This is a genomic window from Polaromonas sp. Polasp52 (assembly GCF_059491565.1).
In genome coordinates this window covers 4,412,047-4,430,300 of record NZ_CP168513.1, presented here as the reverse complement: position 1 = coordinate 4,430,300, position 18,254 = coordinate 4,412,047, and the positions used below count along the sequence as shown (strand labels likewise).

General features: G+C 65.5%; 17 protein-coding genes. 13 read left to right on the top strand and 4 right to left on the bottom strand.

What is annotated here, in order from left to right:
• Positions 1-102: 102 nt before the first annotated feature.
• The 5 genes from ACEN9P_RS20825 to ACEN9P_RS20805 all read left to right on the top strand — a co-directional run bounded on the left by ACEN9P_RS20825 (position 103) and on the right by ACEN9P_RS20805 (position 5,819).
• Positions 103-1,113 carry an ABC transporter permease subunit gene (locus ACEN9P_RS20825; RefSeq protein ID WP_477663188.1) on the top strand — a complete coding sequence of 337 codons (1,011 nt, stop codon included), beginning with the start codon at positions 103-105 and terminating at the stop codon, positions 1,111-1,113.
• Entirely contained in the window at positions 1,110-2,009 is a 900-nt protein-coding gene (locus ACEN9P_RS20820; protein ID WP_007873180.1) for an ABC transporter permease subunit, read from the top strand. Before ACEN9P_RS20825 ends, ACEN9P_RS20820 begins: the two co-directional genes overlap by 4 nt.
• Before the next feature lie 10 nt (positions 2,010-2,019).
• Complete coding sequence (locus ACEN9P_RS20815; protein ID WP_495620336.1) at positions 2,020-3,036, top strand: ABC transporter ATP-binding protein; 1,017 nt, start codon at positions 2,020-2,022, stop codon at positions 3,034-3,036.
• Positions 3,033-4,046, top strand: a complete 1,014-nt coding sequence (locus tag ACEN9P_RS20810; protein WP_495620335.1) for a peptide ABC transporter ATP-binding protein — start codon at positions 3,033-3,035, stop codon at positions 4,044-4,046. Before ACEN9P_RS20815 ends, ACEN9P_RS20810 begins: the two co-directional genes overlap by 4 nt.
• A gap of 135 nt (positions 4,047-4,181) precedes the next feature.
• The gene (locus ACEN9P_RS20805; protein ID WP_477663191.1) at positions 4,182-5,819 is read left to right on the top strand and encodes an ABC transporter substrate-binding protein; all 1,638 of its coding nucleotides are present in this window, start codon (positions 4,182-4,184) and stop codon (positions 5,817-5,819) included.
• 95 nt (positions 5,820-5,914) lie between these two features.
• On the opposite strand, the gene ACEN9P_RS20800 is transcribed toward ACEN9P_RS20805, so the two are convergent.
• Together ACEN9P_RS20800 and ACEN9P_RS20795 are read right to left on the bottom strand one after the other, a co-directional pair.
• Entirely contained in the window at positions 5,915-7,633 is a 1,719-nt protein-coding gene (locus ACEN9P_RS20800) for a thiamine pyrophosphate-binding protein (protein WP_495620334.1), read from the bottom strand.
• Between the two features lie 149 nt (positions 7,634-7,782).
• A complete protein-coding gene (locus ACEN9P_RS20795) occupies positions 7,783-8,091 on the bottom strand; it encodes a hypothetical protein (RefSeq protein WP_074575817.1) in 309 nt (102 codons plus the stop codon).
• Between the two features lie 143 nt (positions 8,092-8,234).
• On the opposite strand from ACEN9P_RS20795, the gene ACEN9P_RS20790 reads away from it, so the two are divergent.
• The 8 genes from ACEN9P_RS20790 to ACEN9P_RS20755 all read left to right on the top strand — a co-directional run bounded on the left by ACEN9P_RS20790 (position 8,235) and on the right by ACEN9P_RS20755 (position 16,029).
• The gene (locus ACEN9P_RS20790; RefSeq protein ID WP_477663193.1) at positions 8,235-8,885 is read left to right on the top strand and encodes a TetR/AcrR family transcriptional regulator; all 651 of its coding nucleotides are present in this window, start codon (positions 8,235-8,237) and stop codon (positions 8,883-8,885) included.
• A gap of 159 nt (positions 8,886-9,044) precedes the next feature.
• The gene (locus ACEN9P_RS20785) at positions 9,045-10,025 is read left to right on the top strand and encodes a tripartite tricarboxylate transporter substrate binding protein (protein ID WP_477663194.1); all 981 of its coding nucleotides are present in this window, start codon (positions 9,045-9,047) and stop codon (positions 10,023-10,025) included.
• A 101-nt stretch (positions 10,026-10,126) separates the two neighbouring features.
• The gene (locus tag ACEN9P_RS20780; RefSeq protein WP_477663195.1) at positions 10,127-11,290 is read left to right on the top strand and encodes a Gfo/Idh/MocA family protein; all 1,164 of its coding nucleotides are present in this window, start codon (positions 10,127-10,129) and stop codon (positions 11,288-11,290) included.
• A 10-nt stretch (positions 11,291-11,300) separates the two neighbouring features.
• Positions 11,301-12,491: a dihydrodipicolinate synthase family protein gene (locus ACEN9P_RS20775; RefSeq protein WP_495620333.1), complete on the top strand. Its 1,191-nt coding sequence runs from the start codon at positions 11,301-11,303 to the stop codon at positions 12,489-12,491.
• Positions 12,492-12,556: 65 nt separating this feature from the next.
• Positions 12,557-13,522: a Bug family tripartite tricarboxylate transporter substrate binding protein gene (locus ACEN9P_RS20770; RefSeq protein ID WP_495620332.1), complete on the top strand. Its 966-nt coding sequence runs from the start codon at positions 12,557-12,559 to the stop codon at positions 13,520-13,522.
• Between the two features lie 11 nt (positions 13,523-13,533).
• Entirely contained in the window at positions 13,534-14,235 is a 702-nt protein-coding gene (locus ACEN9P_RS20765) for an SDR family NAD(P)-dependent oxidoreductase (protein WP_477663198.1), read from the top strand.
• A gap of 4 nt (positions 14,236-14,239) precedes the next feature.
• Positions 14,240-15,154, top strand: coding sequence for an NAD(P)-dependent oxidoreductase (locus tag ACEN9P_RS20760; RefSeq protein WP_495620331.1), 915 nt, complete (start codon positions 14,240-14,242; stop codon positions 15,152-15,154).
• On the top strand, positions 15,151-16,029 hold the full coding sequence (locus ACEN9P_RS20755; protein WP_495620330.1) for a sugar phosphate isomerase/epimerase family protein: 879 nt from the start codon (positions 15,151-15,153) through the stop codon (positions 16,027-16,029). Before ACEN9P_RS20760 ends, ACEN9P_RS20755 begins: the two co-directional genes overlap by 4 nt.
• A gap of 20 nt (positions 16,030-16,049) precedes the next feature.
• Here the strand turns inward: ACEN9P_RS20755 and ACEN9P_RS20750 are convergent, their stop codons facing one another.
• The gene (locus tag ACEN9P_RS20750; RefSeq protein ID WP_074575224.1) at positions 16,050-16,826 is read right to left on the bottom strand and encodes a MipA/OmpV family protein; all 777 of its coding nucleotides are present in this window, start codon (positions 16,824-16,826) and stop codon (positions 16,050-16,052) included.
• A gap of 105 nt (positions 16,827-16,931) precedes the next feature.
• Positions 16,932-18,191, bottom strand: coding sequence for an MFS transporter (locus ACEN9P_RS20745; protein ID WP_477663202.1), 1,260 nt, complete (start codon positions 18,189-18,191; stop codon positions 16,932-16,934).
• Positions 18,192-18,254 lie beyond the last annotated feature (63 nt).

Genomic DNA, 18,254 nt, shown 5'->3' with positions numbered 1-18,254 from the left:
GGCGGATATTTCCGCGCGCCCCACCTGTCGCCTTCGCGACGCAAATTTCCCTGCATGCGTTGCACGCTGCTTTAGCATCCCGCGTTTTTCCATCTCGCGATAATGCTGCGCTTCATCTTTACCCGTCTGAGCCTGATCATTCCCACCTTCCTGGGGATGACACTGCTGGCTTTTTTCCTGATCCGCATGGTGCCGGGAGACCCGATTGAAACCATGGCGGGCGAACGCGGCATCGATCCGGTGCGCCATGCCCAGCTGCTCAAGGAATACGGCCTGGACCAGCCCGTTATGGTGCAGTACGGCATTTACATCGGCCGCGTGCTCAAGGGCGACCTCGGCAAATCGCTGATCACGCAGGAGCCCGTGCTGCGCGAGTTCCTCACGCTGTTTCCGGCCACCATCGAGCTGGCCCTGTGCGCCATCCTGTTCGCGCTGCTGATCGGCATACCGGCCGGCATCCTGGCGGCGGTCAAGCGAAACTCCATACTCGACCACGGCGTCATGGGGGTGTCCCTCACGGGCTACTCCATGCCGATTTTCTGGTGGGGCCTGCTGCTGATCCTGCTGTTCTCGGTGCAACTGGGCTGGACGCCGGTTTCGGGCCGGCTGTCGGTGCAGTACTTCATCGAGCCCACCACCGGCTTTTTGCTGATCGACTCGCTGCTCTCGGACGACAAGGGCGCGTTCTGGTCGGCGGCCTCGCACCTGATATTGCCCATGATCGTGCTGGGCACCAACCCGCTGGCGGTGATCGCGCGCATGACGCGCTCGGCCATGCTGGAGGTGCTGGGGGAGGACTACATCCGTACCGCGCGCGCCAAGGGGCTGTCCAACCTGCGAGTGGTGGCCCTGCATGCGCTGCGCAACGCGCTGATCCCGGTGGTCACCGTGATCGGCCTGCAGGTCGGCGTGCTGTTCACCGGCGCCATCCTGACCGAAACCATTTTTTCCTGGCCGGGCGTCGGCAAGTGGCTGATCGAAGCCATCAGCCGCCGCGACTACCCCGTGCTGCAGGGCGGCATCCTGCTGCTGGGCGCCATCGTCATGGCCGTCAACCTGCTGGTGGACATCACCTACGGCATCATTAACCCACGCATCAGGCACCAGCGATGAGCACGGCCACCTTGAAACCCGCTACCGCGCCCGCGCCGCCGCATCCGCTGCGCGAATTCTGGAACTACTTCAGCGCCAACAACGGCGCCGTGATCGGCCTGGCCATCGTCGTCGGCGTGCTGCTGGTCGCGCTGTTCGCGCCGCTGCTGGCGCCGCACGCGCCCAACATCACCGACAACTCGGTGTTCCTCAAGCCGCCGGCCTGGCAGGCGGGCGGCTCCTGGACCTACCCCCTGGGCACCGACGCCATAGGCCGCGACATCCTCTCGCGCCTGATGTACGGCGCCCGCCTCTCGCTGGTCATAGGCCTTGCCGTGGTGGCGCTGTCGGTCATCGTCGGCACGGTGCTGGGCCTGCTCGCGGGCTTTTTCCGCGGCATCTTCGAGATCGCGGTGATGCGCCTGATGGACATCATCCTGACCCTGCCCAGCCTGCTGCTGGCCATCGTGATCGTCGCCATCCTCGGCCCCGGCCTGATGAACGCCATGCTGGCCGTGGCCATCGTGGTGCTGCCGCACTACGTGCGCATCACGCGCGCCGCGGTGATCGCCGAGACCTCGCGCGACTACGTGACCGCCGCGCGCATGAGCGGTGCCAGCCGCATCCGCCTGATGTTCAGCGAAATCCTGCCCAACTGCACGGCGCCGCTGATCGTGCAGGCCTCGCTGGGCGTGTCCACCGCCATCCTGGACGCGGCCGCCCTGGGCTTCCTGGGCCTGGGCGCGCAGCCGCCTTCCCCCGAATGGGGCACCATGCTGGCCGATGCCCGCGAATTCGTGCTGCGCGCCTGGTGGGTGGTCACCTTCCCCGGCCTCGCAATTTTGATCACTGTGCTGGCCTTCAATTTGCTGGGCGACGGACTGCGCGACGCGTTCGACCCCAAGCTGAAGCGCTGAAAGATTTCGTATGGCATTGTTAGAAATAGAAAACCTCTCCGTCGAGTTCCCCTCGCAAAACGGCGTCATGCACGCCGTCGACGGCATCAGCCTGTCGCTGGAAGAAGGCGAAGTCCTGGGCATCGTCGGCGAATCCGGCTCCGGCAAAAGCGTCACCATGATGGCCTTGATGGGCCTGGTGGCCTACCCCGGCCGCGTCAAGGCCGACAAGCTGCGCTTTGCCGGCCACGACCTCCTCAAGCTGTCGCAAGGCGAACGCAACAAGCTCATCGGCAAGGACGTGGCGATGATCTTCCAGGAACCGACGACCAGCCTGAACCCCTGCTTCACCGTCGGCTTCCAGATCACCGAGACCCTGCGCCTGCACCTCGGCATGGACAAAAAAGCCGCCACGCGCAAGGCCATAGAGCTGCTCGAGCAGGTCGGCATCAATTCTCCCGAAAGCCGGCTCAAGGCCTACCCGCACCAGCTCTCGGGCGGCATGAACCAGCGCGTGATGATCGCCATGGCGATCGCCTGCAACCCGCGCCTGCTGATCGCCGACGAGCCGACCACGGCGCTGGACGTGACCATCCAGGCGCAGATCCTCGATTTGCTGCGCAGCCTTCAGAAGGAGCGCGGCATGGCCCTGGTGCTGATCACCCACAACATGGGTGTGGTGTCCGAAATGGCGCAGCGCATCGCGGTCATGTACGCCGGCCAGATCATGGAAGAGCAGGCCGCGCACGCCCTCTTCAACACGCCCCAGCACCCCTATACCGAAGCCCTGCTGTCGGCCCTGCCCGAGCGCAGCGACGGCAGTGCGCGCCTGGCGACCATTCCCGGCATGGTGCCCGGCCTCTACGACCGGCCCAAGGGCTGCCTGTTCGCCCCGCGCTGCGCCTATGCCACCGAGCATTCGCGCAACGAGCGCCCGCTGCTGCGCGCCTGGAAGGACGGCATGGTGCGCTGCCACTACCCGCTGGGCGATCCCAGCCGGCAGGCCAACATCGAACGCGACACCCCGCTGGTGGAGGCCGCGCAATGAGCACCGCTGCCATCACCAACCCCACCCTGCCCACAGGCCCCGTCGTCGAGGCCAAAAACCTGAGGCAGGTCTATGAGATCCGCCGCGGTTTCATGCGCAAGTCCGACCACCTGCAGGCCGTGGGCGGCGTGTCCTTCTCGGTCCATGCCGGCAAGACGCTGGCCGTGGTCGGCGAGTCGGGCTGCGGCAAGTCGACGCTGGCGCGCATGGTCTCGCTGATCGAAACCCCGACCGGTGGCGAATTGACCATCACCGGCATCGATGCGGTGAACGGCGCCCAGGAAGAACGCAAGGGCCTGCGCAAGGCCGTGCAGCTGGTGTTCCAGAACCCCTACGGCTCGCTGAACCCGCGCAAGAAAATCGGCGCCATCCTGGAGGCACCGCTCGAGATCAACACCAGCCTCAATGCCGAGGAGCGCGCCGCCAAGGCCCGCGCCATGCTGGCCATGGTGGGCCTGCGCCCCGAGCACTACGACCGCTACCCCCACATGTTTTCGGGCGGGCAGCGCCAGCGCATTGCGATTGCGCGCGCGCTGATGCTCAACCCCACGGTGGTGGTGGCCGACGAGCCGGTCTCGGCGCTGGACGTCTCCATCCAGGCCCAGGTGCTCAACCTGCTGGCCGACCTGCAGCAGTCCATGGGCCTGGCCTACCTGTTCATCTCGCACGACCTGGGCGTGGTGCGCCACATCGCCCACGATGTGCTGGTGATGTACCTGGGCCACGCGGTCGAGCAAGGCGAGAAAAACGCCCTGTTCAACCGGCCCCTGCACCCCTACACCCAGGCCTTGCTGGCCTCCACGCCAGGCCTGGCCGGCAGCACCGGCGTCAGGCAGCGCATCGTGCTCAAGGGCGAGCTGCCCTCGCCGCTGAACCCGCCCACCGGCTGCGTCTTCTCGACCCGCTGCCCGCATGTCACCGACCGCTGCCGCGCCGAAAGGCCGCAGCTGCGCGAAGTTGCGGACCGGCAGGTTGCATGCCACTATGCTGAAAACTTTCTCACTGCGTGACCCAAAACCGTGCACACCCTGCATGGTTTCCAGGCCACGTTTTTTAATGACCAGAACGCTCAACGTCACAAATGTTGCGCAATCTGGCCGCAAGCCCCGCTGCGAAGCAGCATTAACCTCCAAAGGGATCGTCAAATGATTCAGACCAAACCAAGTGCAAGCCGGCTACGCCCGGTCAAGCGCGCATTGCTGTGCGCCGTCGCCCTGCCAGCGCTGCTGGCACTTTCACCCGTCTCCGCAAAGACGCTGGTGTTCTGCTCTGAAGGCAGCCCCGAGAACTTCTACCCTGGCGTCAACACCACGGGTACCTCGTTCGATGCCAACGAACCCGTCTACAACCGCCTCGTCGAATTCGAATACGGCGGCACCAAGGTCGTCCCCGGCCTGGCCGAAAAATGGGACATTTCCGCCGACGGCCTGACCTACACCTTCCATCTGCGCAAGGGCGTGAAATGGCACGCCTCCAACAAGGCCTTCAAGCCGACGCGCGACTTCAACGCCGACGACGTGCTGTTCATGTTCGAACGCCAGTGGAAAGAAGACAACGCCTTCTTCAAGGTCACCAGCCCCAACCACTCCTACTTCAGCGACATGGGCATGCCCAAGCTGCTGAAGTCGGTGGAAAAGGTCAACGACCTCACCGTCAAGATCACGCTGGACAAGCCTGAAGCGCCTTTCCTGGCCAACCTGGCCATGCCTTACGCGGCCGTGCAGTCCAAGGAATACGCCGACGCCATGCTCAAGGCCGGCACGCCGGAAAAAATCGACCAGGACCCGGTCGGCACCGGCCCCTTCTACCTGGTGCAGTACCAGAAAGACGCGATCATCCGCTACAAGGCCTTCCCGCAGTACTGGGGCGGCAAGGCCAAGATCGACGACCTCGTGTACTCGATCACGCCTGACGCGTCGGTGCGCTGGGCCAAGCTGCAAAAGGGTGAATGCCATGTCATGCCCTACCCCAACCCCGCCGACCTGGACGCGATCCGCAAGGACCCCAACGTCACCATCGTCGAGCAGGCCGGCCTGAACGTGGGCTACCTCGCCTACAACACGACCAAGAAGCCTTTTGACGACGTGCGCGTGCGCAAGGCCATCAACATGGCGATCAACAAGAAAGCCATCGTCGAGGGCGTGTACCTGAGCACCGGCGTCGCCGCCAAGAACCCGATCCCGCCGACCATGGCCGCGTACAACAACGCCATCAAGGACGACGAGTACAACCCCGAAGCCGCCAAGAAATTGCTGGCCCAGGCCGGTTTCCCGAACGGCTTCACCACCGACCTGTGGGCCATGCCCGTGCAGCGCCCCTACAACCCGAATGCCAAGCGCATTGCCGAGCTGATGCAGGCTGACCTGGTCAAGGTCGGCGTGACCGCCGAAATCAAGAGCTTCGAATGGGGCGAGTACCGCAAGCGCCTGCAGGCCGGCGAGCACCAGATGGGCATGCTGGGCTGGACCGGCGACAACGGCGATCCTGACAACTTCATGTACACCCTGCTCGGCTGCGCTTCGGCCCAGTCGGCCAGCGGCTCCAACATCGCCAAGTTCTGCTACCAGCCTTATGAAGACCTGGTCCTGAAAGCCAAGACCGTGACCAACCCCGCGGAGCGCAACAAGCTCTACCAGCAGGCCCAGGTCATCTTCAAGGAACAGGCTCCCTGGTTCACCATCGCCCACGCGGTGCAGCTCAAGCCCGTGCGCAAGAGCGTGATCGGCTACAAGAACAGCCCCTTCGGCCGCCACAACTTCTACGCTGTGGACATCAAGGAGTAATCCTGGGTGCACAAGGCGGCTTCGCGATGAAGCCGCCGCCCACAAAAAAAGGCCGGGTCACCCCGGCCTTTTTTATGTCCACAGCACAGGTTGGGCTACTGCTGCGACTGCAGCAACGCCCTGGCCAGCGCGCTTTCGGTGATGGACGACAGCGTGCCGCGCGTGGTGATGACTTCCGGGTCCAGCGTCACCTCGATCACCGTGCCTTGCTTGCGTTCCAGCGCCGCCAGCAATTCGGCCTCGAACTCGGCCGTGCGCGTGATGCGCACGCCGGCATAACCGTAGGCGCGCGCCAGGCCCGCGAAGTCCGGGTTGTTCAGGCGCGAGCCGCTTTCGTGCCGCGGGTACTCCCTTTCCTGGTGCATGCGTATGGTGCCGTACATGCCGTTGTTGAGCAGCACGATGATGCTTTTGGCGCCGTGCTGCACGGCCGTGGCCAGCTCCTGGCCGTTCATCAAAAAGTCGCCGTCGCCCGCGATGGTGAAGGCCACCCGGCCCGTCGTGACGGCCGCGGCGATGCCAGCGGGCACGCCGTAACCCATGGCGCCCACCGTGGGCGCCAGCTGCGTCTTGTGGCCCTTGACCAGGCCGTGGTGTTTGAAGAAGCGATGCACCCAGCTCGCGAAGTTGCCCGCGCCGTTGGTCAGCACCGCGTCAGGCGGCAAATGTTTTTGCAGCAGGCCGACGATGGCCGGCATATCGATGTCGCCCGGCAGGTTAGCAGAAGGCGTGGGCTTGAGGTTCTCCAGGTAGTCCTCGTTGGCGGAAGCCGTCCAGGCCTCCCAGGCCACGCTCACCGGCGCCGTCAACACCTCCAGCGAGCGCGCCGCGGCATTCATGGTGGCATTGATCGCCAGGTCGGCCTGGTAAACACGGTTGAGCTCCTCGGCGCTGGCGTGGATGTGCACCAGTTTCTGCGCGGGGCGGGGCGCCTGCAGCAGCGTATAGCCGCCGGTCGTCATCTCGCCCAGGCGCGGGCCTATGGCGATGATCAGGTCGCTGGCTTTGACGCGCGCGGCCAGCTTGGGATTGAGGCCTATGCCCACGTCGCCGGCGTACAGCGGATGGTGGTTGTCAAAAGTGTCCTGGAAGCGGAAGGCATTGCCCACCGGCAGCTTCCAGTTTTCGGCAAAGCGCTGCAGCGCCTGCGCCGACTGCGGCGTCCAGCCGCCGCCGCCCGCGATGATCAGCGGGCGCTCGGACTTGAGCAGCATCTCGCGCAGCGTGCGCAGCGAGCCCGGGTCGCTCCAGGCCTGCACCGCCTCCACGCGCGGCAGCGGCTGCGCGGCCGTCATGCGGGTCAGCATGTCTTCGGGCAGCACCAGCACCACCGGGCCGGGGCGGCCGTTCATCGCGGTGGCGAAGGCGCGTGCCACGTACTCGGGAATGCGGTCGGCTTCGTCGATGCGCTCCACGCGTTTGGCAAAACCCTTGGTGCTGGGGCCGAAGAAATTGAAGTAGTCCACCTCCTGGAAGGCCTCGCGGTCGCGGCAGTCACTCGCCACGTCGCCCACCAGCAGCACCATGGGCGTGGAGTCCTGGAAGGCCGTGTGCACGCCGATGGAGGCATTGGTGGCGCCCGGGCCGCGCGTGACCATGCAGACGCCCGGCCGGCCGGTCAGCTTGCCGTGGGCCTCGGCCATGAAAGCCGCGCCGCCCTCCTGCCGGCAGGTGACGAACTGAATCTTGTCCCGGCGCGCATGCAGGCCGTCGAGCACGGCCAGGTAGCTTTCGCCGGGCACGCCGAATGCGTGGGTGACGCCCTGGGCCAGAAGGCAGTCGACTAAAAGATGGCCGGCAAGTTGTGCAGTCATCAGGCTATTGTGCCGTTGAATACAGCCCCCACGCTCCACCACTTCGTGTGAGTCGCCGCCCCCGAGGGGGCCGCTGCGCCTGCGGCCTGCCAAAGCCGGTTCCGCGGCCCCGGCCGGGATGAAGACCTCCAGGAGGTCGGTCGCTGTGCTTATTCTGGTGTTGCCGCGTCGCCGTCACCACCACCGGCTTCCAGGGCCTGGCGAGCCAGCTCTTCGTCACTGAGCGGCGGCGCCCCTTCCAGGGCCCGGAGCTCTTCGAGAAACTCTTCCGTGGGCTCCTCGTGCTCGAGCAGCACTTCTTCCAGCTTCTGCCGGCCGGTCTCCACATGCACCGAGGGAGAATGCAGCTCAGGCGGCGGCACCGGGAATTTTTCACCCAACTGAAATTTGAGCGCCTCGGCCTTCTGGTCTATCCAGTTTGCGAAGTCGCCGTCTTTAGGCGTGTCTGAATTGCTCATGGCCATCTCCTTTGCCCAGGGCGCCGGCGCGGATGGCCGGTACCTGTCCAATTATGGAGGTACCCTTCCACCCTGTGTACATCCGACGGCGCTATCGCTGGAAGATTTCTTGCCTTAATTCACCAAACAGTTAAATTCTCGCCATGCCGCCCCTCAAAACAAAGCCCGCCGAACCCCGCTCGCGCGATGCCGACCGCTCCCAACTGGCCATCCTGCTGGCCGCCCGCGACGAGTTCGCTCAGCACGGGCTGGGCGGCGCGCGGGTGGACCGGATCGCCGAGCGCGCGGACATCAACAAGCGCCTGATCTACTACTACTTCAAGAGCAAGGACGAGCTCTTCCTGGCGGTGCTGGAGAACGCCTACGCCGACATCCGCGCGGCGGAGACGGAACTGCACCTGCGCGACATGGAGCCGGCGCAGGCCATACGCCGCCTCACGGAATTCACCTGGGAGTACTACATCGCCCACCCCGAATTCCTGACGCTTCTCAACAGTGAAAACCTGCACCAGGGCCGGCACCTGGCCATGTCCAGCCGGGTGCAGGAAATGAACTCGCCGCTGGTCCAGACCCTGGCGGAAATCCTCGAGCGCGGGCGGGCGCAGGGGCTGTTTCGCGGCGGCATCGACCCGGTGCAGCTCTACGTGTCCATCGCCGGGATGTCGTATTTCTACCTGTCGAACAACCACACGCTGTCGGCCATCTTCGGGCGCGACCTGATGGCGCCCAAAGCCCGCCATGAGCGGCTCTCGCACATGTGCGAAGTGATCCTAGGGTATGTCCTTAGAAGCTGATCCTGGCCGTCATTGACGCGGCGACAAGGCTGTTTTTACAATTCGTAATTCACTTAATGGTGAATTAGGCGTAAACTGCGCACCGGTATCCCAACAACACCGGCGGCATGGACAGGCCTTTGGCAGCCCTTCAATGACCCCTTTCAGGAGACAAAGCACATGAACTTCACACGTCGCGCCGCCCTGGCCTGCCTGGCTTGCCTGGCGGCGCTGCCACCCCTGACGGCCGGCGCCCAGGGCGCCTATCCCAACAAGCCGATACGGGTCATCGTGCCCTTCGCCGCCGGCAGCACCACCGACATCATTGCCCGCGCCATCACCGACAAGATGAGCCAGAGCATGGGCCAGACGCTGGTGATCGACAACCGCGGCGGCGCCAGCGGCACCATAGGCCAGCAGGCCGTGGCCACGGCCGCGCCGGACGGCTACACCATCATGATCCACTCGTCCTCGCACACGGTCAGCCCCTCGACCTTCACCAAGCTGCCCTTTGACACCGCGGCCGACTTCGCGGGCGTGACACCGATTTCCAGCACACCCAATGTGCTGGTGATGTCGCCGTCCAAAAACATCAAGACGCTGCAGGAACTGCTGGCCGCCGCGCGCGCCAAGCCCGGCAGCATGAACTTCGCATCGGCCGGCCAAGGCAGCGCCACCCACCTGAACGCCGAAAAATTCAAGCTCGCCGCAAAAATCGAAGCCACCAACATTCCCTTCAAGGGCTCCGGCGAAGCGGTGACCGAAGTGATCTCCGGCCGTGTCGACTACTACTTCTCGCCCATCGCGCCGGTGATCGGCCAGATCAAGAACGGCCAGCTCGTCGCCCTTGCGGTCGGCTCGCCCAAACGCGCCAGCGCCCTGCCCCAGGTTCCCACCACGGCGGAAGCCGGCGTTCCGGGTTCGGAGTTCAATTTCTGGATCGGCATGATGGTCCCCGGCAAGACGCCGCGCGACATCGTCAACCGCCTGCACGACGAGGTGGCCAAGGCCCTGAACACCCCCGAAGTCAAGGAGCGCTTCGCCGCCCTGGGCGCCGATGCATGGACGCTCCCGCCCGAGCAGTTCGACGCCTACATCAGGGACGAAATCAAGAGCAATGCCGTGCTGGTCAAGGCCGCCGGCATGCAACCCACCCAGTAACACCCGGCAAGTTTCCCCGCAGCCTCCCCGCCCCCTTGAACACCCCTGGCCGGACCAGGGTGCGGCCGCCGCATTACCCAAACCCAAGAGAGAAGGACCCCATGGCCACCCAACGACTAGGAATCATCATGCACGGCGTCACCGGACGCATGGGCATGAACCAGCACCTGATCCGCTCCATCGTCGCGATACGCAAACAGGGCGGCGTGACGCTCTCCAATGGCGACAAGGTCATGCCCGACCCCATCCTGATAGGCCGCAACGCCGAAAAGATCGAGGCCCTGGCCAAGGCCCATGGCCTCTCGCGCTGGGGAACCGATCTCGACGAAGCCCTGAAAAACAAGGACGACACGATCTTCTTCGATGCCGGCACCACGCAGATGCGCCCCACCCTGCTGGCCAAGGCCCTACGCGCCGGCAAACATGTCTATTGCGAAAAACCGATCGCCACCAACCTCAACGAGGCGGTCGAGATCGCCCGCCTGGCTGAAAAGTCCGGCCTCAAACACGGTGCGGTGCAGGATAAGCTCTTCCTGCCCGGCCTGCGCAAGCTCGACATGCTGCGCCGCGCCGGCTTTTTCGGCCGCATGCTGTCGGTGCGCCTGGAGTTCGGTTACTGGGTGTTCGAGGGCGACCTGCAGCCCATACAGCGCCCCAGCTGGAACTACCGCAGCGAAGACGGCGGCGGCATGATCCTGGACATGATGTGCCACTGGCGCTATGTGCTGGACAACCTGTTCGGCGAGGTCAAGTCCGTCTCCTGCATAGGTGCCACCCATATTCCTGAACGCTGGGACGAAGCCGGCAAACCCTACAAGGCCACCGCCGACGACGCGGCCTATGCCACGGCCGAACTCACTGGCCACAACGGTGAGCCGGTCATCGCCCAGATGAACATGTCCTGGGCCACCCGCGTGCGCCGCGACGACCTGGTCACCTTCCATGTGGACGGCACACACGGCTCGGCCGTAGCGGGCCTCTCAAGCTGCCGCGCCCAATCGCGCGTGACCACGCCGCGCCCGGTGTGGAACCCCGACGAGAAGCAGATGATGAATTTCTTCGACCAATGGCAGGAAGTGCCTGACTCGCAAACCTACGACAACGGTTTCAAGATCCAGTGGGAGCATTTCATCCGCCACGTGGTCGAGAACGAACCCTACAAGTGGACGCTGCCCGAAGGCGCCAAGGGCGTGCAACTGGTCGAGGCGGCCCTGCAAAGCTGGAAAGAGCGGCGCTGGATAGACGTGCCGCCGCTGAAAGTGTGAGGGGCACGCCATGGCACTGACACTGACCTTGCCCCATGCCGGCGATAGCGGCGGCCTCAAGCCCTACACGCTGCGCGGCAGCACGCCCGTCAAACCCGCCGCGGGGCTGACGTTCAACCGCATCGCCTATTCCGCCGCCCACGTGGTGGCCGACCCGCTGGCGGCGGTGGACCCGTGGCTGGCCTGCGCCATCGACTGGGACGCCACCATCGCCTACCGCCGCCACCTGTGGTCGCTGGGCCTGGGCGTGGCCGAGGCCATGGACACCGCCCAGCGCGGCATGGGCCTGGACTGGCCGACCTCGCTGGAGCTGATACGCCGCTCGCTGGACGCCGCCAAGGACGTGCCGGGCGCGTTCGTCGCTTCCGGTTGCGGCACCGACCACCTGGTGCTGGAAAACGTCAGGACCGTCGATGAGGTCATCGCCGGCTACGAAGCGCAGATGGCCGCGATTGAGAAGCTGGGCGGCAAGCTCATCGTGATGGCTTCGCGCGCGCTGGCCCGCGTGGCCAAAAGCCCGGCCGACTACGAACGTGTCTACGACCGCATCCTCAGCCAGGCCAGGCAGCCCGTGGTGCTGCACTGGCTGGGCGACATGTTCGACCCGGCCCTGGCCGGCTATTGGGGCAGCGGCGATGTGGAAAAAGCCATGGACACCGCGCTCGGCATCATCAACGCCCATGCAGGCAAGGTCGACGGCATCAAGATTTCGCTGCTCGACAAGGACAAGGAAATCGCGATGCGCCGCAGGCTGCCGGCCGGGGTGCGCATGTACACCGGCGACGACTTCAACTACGCCGAGCTGATTGCCGGCGACGGCTTCGGCAAGGAAGCGACGCACGGCCAGAGCGATGCCTTGCTGGGCATCTTCGACGCCATCGCACCGGCCGCCAGCGCCGCACTCGGCGAACTGGCGCAGGGCCATGTGGAGAAGTTCCACGCCATCCTGGGCCCCACGGTGCCGTTGTCGCGCCACATCTTTGCCGCGCCCACGCGTTTTTACAAAACCGGCGTGGTCTTCATGGCCTGGCTCAACGGCCACCAAAGCCACTTCACCATGGTGGGCGGGCAGCAGAGCACACGTTCGCTGCAGCACTTTGCGGAACTGTTCCGCCTGGCCGATGCGGCCAACCTGCTTGAACACCCCGAACTCGCCACCCAGCGCATGAAGACGCTGTTGTCGCTGCACGGAATTCAGTAGGAAACATAGCAAAGAAGCCGCCAGAAGCTTCCGCCAGCCTCTCATTACAAACCCTGGAGACAAGCATGAAGACACGCACTTTCCTCAAGGCCACCCTGGCCGCCGGCCTGGCAGCCGCAGCCTTCGGCGCCGCGGCGCAGGCTTACCCCTCCCGGCCGGTCAAGGTCATCATCCCCTTCCCGCCCGGCGGCACGCTGGATGCGGTGGGCCGGCAGCTCGCGCAAAAACTCAGCGAACAGCTGGGCCAGCCCTTTGTGGTGGAAAACCGCGCGGGCGGCAACGGCACCATAGGCGCAGGCGTGGTGGCGCAGGCGCCCGCCGACGGCTACACCCTGCTCTTTAACGCCTCCACCTTCACGACCGCGCCCATGACCATGAAGTCCGTGCCCTATGGCGTGGTCAAGGACTTCACGCCCATCGCGCTGGTTGCCAAGGCGCCGCTGTCGGTGGCCATCAACAAAAACCTGCCGGTCACCGACGTGAAATCGCTGATCGCCTACGCCAAGGCCAATCCCGGGAAAATGACCTTCGCGGTCGGCTCCATAGGCTCGGCGGGCCATCTTTCAACCGAGCTGCTCAAGCGCGCGGGCGGCATCGAATACACCGTGGTGCCCTACAAGGGCACGGCGCCCGCGTTCCAGGATTTGATAGGCGGCCAGATCGACGGCTTTATAGACCCCATCCTCGGCTCGCTGCAGTACCACAAGAGCGGCATGCTGCGCGTCGTCGCGGTCACCGGCGACAAGCGCGCAGCCAGCCTGCCCGATGTGCCGACGGTGGCCGAAACCATTCCCGGCTTTGAGTTTTACAGCTGGTACGGCCTGTGGGCACCGGCCAGACTGCCGGCCGAAATCACGCACAAGCTCAACGCCGAGACCAGCAAGGCGCTGGCCGGCGAGATGCGCGAAAAACTCATACAGCAAGGTCTGGTGCTGACGCCCGGCACCCCGGAGGACTTCGCGAAATTCCAGAACACCGACATGGCGCGTTCGCAGAAAATCATCACGGACGGCAACATCCGTGTCGAATAAGGTTTCCCGCCATGGCCGCTGAAGAGGTGAAACGCGCACTCGTGACGGGCAGCAGCTCGGGCATAGGCCTGGCCATCGCCCAGGCCCTGCTGGACCGGGGCTGGGACGTGATTGGCCTGGACATCGCGCCCGCGCGCATCGTGCACCCGGCGTTTTCGTCCACCGAGGTCAACCTGTGCGAGGTTGAAGCCACGGAACGCGCCCTGCGCTCGGCGGGTACCGTGCAGGCCCTGGTCCATGCCGCCGGCGTGCTGCGCGTGGGCCGGCTCGGTGAGCTGTCCAGCGAAGATTCACAGCTGATGTGGCAGCTTCATGTCGATGCCGTCACGCGCATCGCCAACCGGGTGGTCCCTGCCATGGCGCAGGCCGGTGCAGGCCGCGTGGTGCTGGTCGGCAGCCGCGTGGCGCGCGGCATGGCCGGCCGCAGCCAGTATGCGGCGACCAAGGCGGCGCTGGTGGCCCTGGCGCGCAGCTGGGCCGCGGAAACCGCGGCTTCGGGCGTGACCGTCAATGTGGTGTCACCGGCGGCCACCGAAACCGCCATGCTGGCCGACCCAGCGCGCGCCGCGGTCCCGCCCAAACTGCCGCCGCTTGGCCGGCTGATACGGCCGGCGGAGATCGCCGCGCTGGTCTCTTTTCTGCTCTCGCCTGATGCGGCGGCCATCACCGGCCAGGACATCCAGATCTGCGGAGGCGCGTCGCTCGCGGCGTGAATCCATGGCAAAGGAAAACTCCATAGGCGTTGTCGGCCTGGGCCTGGTCGGCTCGGCACTGGCGCGGCGCCTGGCCGCCGCCGGGTTTAAGGTCACGGGCTTTGACCTGCATGAAGAAGCCCGTGCCGCTTTGGCGGGCCAGGGAGGGCTTGCCGCCGCATCTCTGGCCGAAGTCGCCGGCGCGGCCTCCTGCGTGGTGCTGGCCGTGTTTGATACCGCCGATGTGCTCAGCGTGGTTGAAGGGCCGGCCGGCCTGCTGTCCGTCCCCGGCGTTCGCAGCATCATCGACTGCTCCACCGGCATGCCGCATGAACTTGAGGCGCTGGCCGCTCGCTTGGCCGCGCGCGGCATTGCCTTTATCGAAGCGCCGCTCTCGGGCTCCAGCCAGCAGATTGCCGCGGGTGAGGCCACGCTGCTGCTGGGCGGTGAAACCCAGGCACTGCGGCAATGCGAAGCCGTGCTGGCCGCCATGGCCGGCCAGCGTTTCCACGTGGGCGGCGCCGGCATGGGGGCCAGGGCCAAGCTGGCCACCAACCTGGTGCTGGGCCTGAACCGCGCGGCGCTGGCCGAAGGGATGGTCTTTGCCGAAAGCCTGGGTATCGCGCCCGAACAATTCCTGGCACTGGTGCTGGCCAGCCCGGCGACGTCCGGCGCGGCCCAGGCCAAGGGCCGGATGATGGTGGATGGCGACTTCGCGCCGCAGTCGCGCATACGCCAGCACCTCAAGGACCTTGCCTTGATGGTTGACAGCGCCGCGGCCGCCGGGCAGCAACTGCCGCTGTCCGAAACGCATGCAGCCCTGCTGCGCGCGGCCGTCGCCGCCGGTGACGGCGAACTCGACAACGCGGCCATCATCCGCGAACTGCGCCGGCGCAAGACCGCGCCACCTCCCACCGATCCGAATCAAACTTCGCCATGAGAAATTTTTCCCAAGACCATCGCTGGCTCTCCATCAACACCGCGACCGTGCGCAAGCACCGCGGTCTCGAGCAGCCGCTGGCGGACATCCTCGAAGCCTGCGCGGCGCGCGGCATACGCGCGATCTCGCCCTGGCGCGACCAGGTGGCCGCCGCCGGCCTGCAGCTCATTTCAAAGCTGGTCAAAACCCATGGGCTGCAGCTCTCGGGCTACTGCCGTGGCGGCATGTTTCCCGCGGCGGATGCGGCGGGCCTCAAAGCCGCGCACGACGACAACCGCCGCGCCGTCGACGAAGCCTGCGAGCTGAACGCCGCCTGCCTGGTGCTGGTGGTGGGCGGCCTGCCCGGCGCGCTGGCCGGCAAGGCTGCGCACAAGGACATCGCGCTGTCGCGCAGCCAGGTGTTTGACGGCATCGCCACCCTGCTGGAATACGCCAGGGCCTGCAACATGCCGCTGGCGATAGAGCCGCTGCACCCCATGTACGCTGCGGACCGCGCCTGCATCAACACCCTGGAACATGCGCTGGACGTCTGCGATGCGTTGGACCCCGCCAGAAGCGGCGCGCTCGGCGTGGCGGTGGACGTCTACCACGTCTGGTGGGATCCCAAGCTTCAAGCCCAGATCCAGCGCGCCGGCAAGGAACGGCTATTGGCCTTTCACGTCTGCGACTGGCTGACGCCGACCACCGATTTGCTCAACGACCGCGGCATGATGGGCGACGGCGTGATCGACATCCCGAAAATCCGCGGCTGGGTGGAAGCCCAGGGCTTCGCGGGTTATAGCGAGGTGGAGATTTTTTCGGCGGGCAACTGGTGGCAGCGGGACAGCGGCGAGGTGCTGGATACCTGCATTGCCCGGCACAAGTCGGCGGTTTAGAAGGGCTCTTGAGGGACCGCTTACCTGAAGCGGTAGGACACCGCGATAAAGCCGGTATCCTGCGTGCGGCGGCTGATCAGCGGGCTGTTGCGCACCGAGGAATCCAGCCATTTGCGGCGCACCTGCATGGTCAGCGTCCAGGGTTCGCCCAGCGGCACGTCCACGCCCAGCCCCAGCACCGGGGAGGTCGAGGCGCCGGCGTTGTAGACCGAGAACCCACTGGCGGCCGACTCCGCCGCGCTGACGCCATAAAGGTAGTTGTTGTATTTGGCGTTGCTGTACTCCAGCCCCAGCTGCGGGAAGAAGGACCAGCTTCCCACCTTGAACTCCGCCGCGTACGTGGCTTCCAGCAGGCTGCCGTGCGACTTGTTGGCATCGACAAAGGCGTTCAGGAACAAGGCGCCGTAAGGCGTTTCCTGGAAAGTGCCTATGCCCAGCGGAATCGGGGTCTTGCGGTCTTTGAGGCCCGACAGCGCGGCGGTGTCGGCGCGCCAGCCGTCCTGGCTGACGCGGCCCGCGAACTCCAGGTAGCCGTAGCCGAATTTGACGGTCTTCAGGCTCAGGGTGTCCACACGCACGGCGAGCCGGCCGTAGTCAAAAAAGCCGTAGGGCAGCAAACGGGTTTCACTGCCCTTGCTGCGGATCACGCTTTGCGTGCCGTAGACGGCGCCGCCCAGGTCGCCGGTCAATTCGTACTTCAGCGGCGCGATCTGTGCGGCGGCCAACGTGGGCAAAAGCAGGCCTGCGGCCAGCAAGGCGCAGGCCGAAAACTTGGTTGCATGCCTATCGAGAGTCATGCAAATCAGTATAGGCCTGGCCTCCTTTTCAGGCCACGGGTGCGCACAACTCCCCCCAAAAACCGTTGCTGCCGCGCACACAGGCCGCGGCCCGGCCCCGGCTTTCTAGACGGCCGTGGGCAGCCGGCCCGCCGCCGGCAGCGCCGTGCGGCGCACGCGGCGCACATTGAAGGCGCTGGCGATCAGCACCGCCTGCATCAGCGCCAGGCCCAGCAGCACGCCGCGGTACTGGCCGTGGTCCATCATGGCGCCGAAGACCAGCGGCGAAACGGCCTGGCCTATGTCCAGGCCCGCGTAGACCACGCCGTAGACCCGGCCCGAGGCGTTTTCAGGTGTGGAGCGCTTGACCAGCAAATCGCGCGAGGGCCCGGCGATGCCCGAGGCAAAACCCATGACGCCGAACAGCACCGGCACCACCCAGGCCGGGTAGCTGCCCAGGGCCAGCAACAGCGCGAACACGGCCGCCACGCCAAAACCCATACCCACGATGCGTTCGCAGCGCGCCGGGTCCGAGGCGAGAAAACCGCCGAACACCATGCCGCCGGCGCTGCACACCATATAGATGGTCAGGCACATGGCAACCAGCGGCAGCGGCACCTCATGCAGGTGGCGCGCGGCTTCGGGCGCAAAGGCCTGCACCACGCTGAGCACGATCGCGTACCAGAAGAAAAAGGCAAAACACATCCAGACCGCGGGAATCTTCAAAAAGCCCAGCGAACTGTCGGCCGCCGGCGCGCCCTTGGCCGGTGCCGTCACGGTCAGGGTCAGCTTGTCGCGGTTGGCCACCAGCACGGCCAGCACCACAAAGGCTAGTACACCTGCACAGGCCAGCGCCACGCGCCAGGAAAACGCGAAGGTCAGCGGCACCAGCATGGCCGGGGCCAGCGCCCAGCCCAGGCTGCCGGTGATGCCGTGCACGCTGTAGGCATGGCCCAGGCGCGGCGCGCTGACCTTGCGGTTGAGCAGCGTGTAGTCGACCGGGTGGAACACGCCATTGCCTATGCCGGCAATCACGGCAAAGCCGGCCATCATCCAGTAGCTGGTGCTGATGGAATAACCGAAGGCCGCCAGGCCCAGCAAAGTGAGGCCACCGAACAGGATGGGCCGCGGGCCGAATTTGTCGACCACAAAACCCGACAAGGCCTGCACCGCGCAAGAGGTGACGAAAAAGAGGGTCATCAGAAAGCCGAGCTCGGCATAGCTGACGTTGAAGGCCTCCTTGAGCCAGGGAAACAGCGGCGCCAGCAGCAGCTGGCTGAAGTGGCTGATCAGGTGGGCGGTGCCGACCAGGCCGATCACGCTGGCGTCCTGTTTGAGTGAAATCGCGTTGCCGGCGGGCGTGGCCGCTGTGCTTGAAGTATTCATGGCGCTATCGTAGTATTGGCCTTGCCTGCTGAAATGCGACAAATAGCCATGATTCATCGAATT

Excerpts from the sequence above, each read along its gene's own strand:
- ACEN9P_RS20825 (WP_477663188.1), top strand. The coding sequence starts at position 103 with ATGCTGCGCTTCATCTTTACCCGTCTGAGCCTGATCATTCCCACCTTC.
- ACEN9P_RS20820 (WP_007873180.1), top strand. The coding sequence starts at position 1,110 with ATGAGCACGGCCACCTTGAAACCCGCTACCGCGCCCGCGCCGCCGCAT.
- ACEN9P_RS20815 (WP_495620336.1), top strand. The coding sequence starts at position 2,020 with ATGGCATTGTTAGAAATAGAAAACCTCTCCGTCGAGTTCCCCTCGCAA.
- ACEN9P_RS20810 (WP_495620335.1), top strand. The coding sequence starts at position 3,033 with ATGAGCACCGCTGCCATCACCAACCCCACCCTGCCCACAGGCCCCGTC.
- ACEN9P_RS20805 (WP_477663191.1), top strand. The coding sequence starts at position 4,182 with ATGATTCAGACCAAACCAAGTGCAAGCCGGCTACGCCCGGTCAAGCGC.
- ACEN9P_RS20800 (WP_495620334.1), bottom strand. The coding sequence starts at position 7,633 with ATGACTGCACAACTTGCCGGCCATCTTTTAGTCGACTGCCTTCTGGCC.
- ACEN9P_RS20795 (WP_074575817.1), bottom strand. The coding sequence starts at position 8,091 with ATGAGCAATTCAGACACGCCTAAAGACGGCGACTTCGCAAACTGGATA.
- ACEN9P_RS20790 (WP_477663193.1), top strand. The coding sequence starts at position 8,235 with ATGCCGCCCCTCAAAACAAAGCCCGCCGAACCCCGCTCGCGCGATGCC.
- ACEN9P_RS20785 (WP_477663194.1), top strand. The coding sequence starts at position 9,045 with ATGAACTTCACACGTCGCGCCGCCCTGGCCTGCCTGGCTTGCCTGGCG.
- ACEN9P_RS20780 (WP_477663195.1), top strand. The coding sequence starts at position 10,127 with ATGGCCACCCAACGACTAGGAATCATCATGCACGGCGTCACCGGACGC.
- ACEN9P_RS20775 (WP_495620333.1), top strand. The coding sequence starts at position 11,301 with ATGGCACTGACACTGACCTTGCCCCATGCCGGCGATAGCGGCGGCCTC.
- ACEN9P_RS20770 (WP_495620332.1), top strand. The coding sequence starts at position 12,557 with ATGAAGACACGCACTTTCCTCAAGGCCACCCTGGCCGCCGGCCTGGCA.
- ACEN9P_RS20765 (WP_477663198.1), top strand. The coding sequence starts at position 13,534 with ATGGCCGCTGAAGAGGTGAAACGCGCACTCGTGACGGGCAGCAGCTCG.
- ACEN9P_RS20760 (WP_495620331.1), top strand. The coding sequence starts at position 14,240 with ATGGCAAAGGAAAACTCCATAGGCGTTGTCGGCCTGGGCCTGGTCGGC.
- ACEN9P_RS20755 (WP_495620330.1), top strand. The coding sequence starts at position 15,151 with ATGAGAAATTTTTCCCAAGACCATCGCTGGCTCTCCATCAACACCGCG.
- ACEN9P_RS20750 (WP_074575224.1), bottom strand. The coding sequence starts at position 16,826 with ATGACTCTCGATAGGCATGCAACCAAGTTTTCGGCCTGCGCCTTGCTG.
- ACEN9P_RS20745 (WP_477663202.1), bottom strand. The coding sequence starts at position 18,191 with ATGAATACTTCAAGCACAGCGGCCACGCCCGCCGGCAACGCGATTTCA.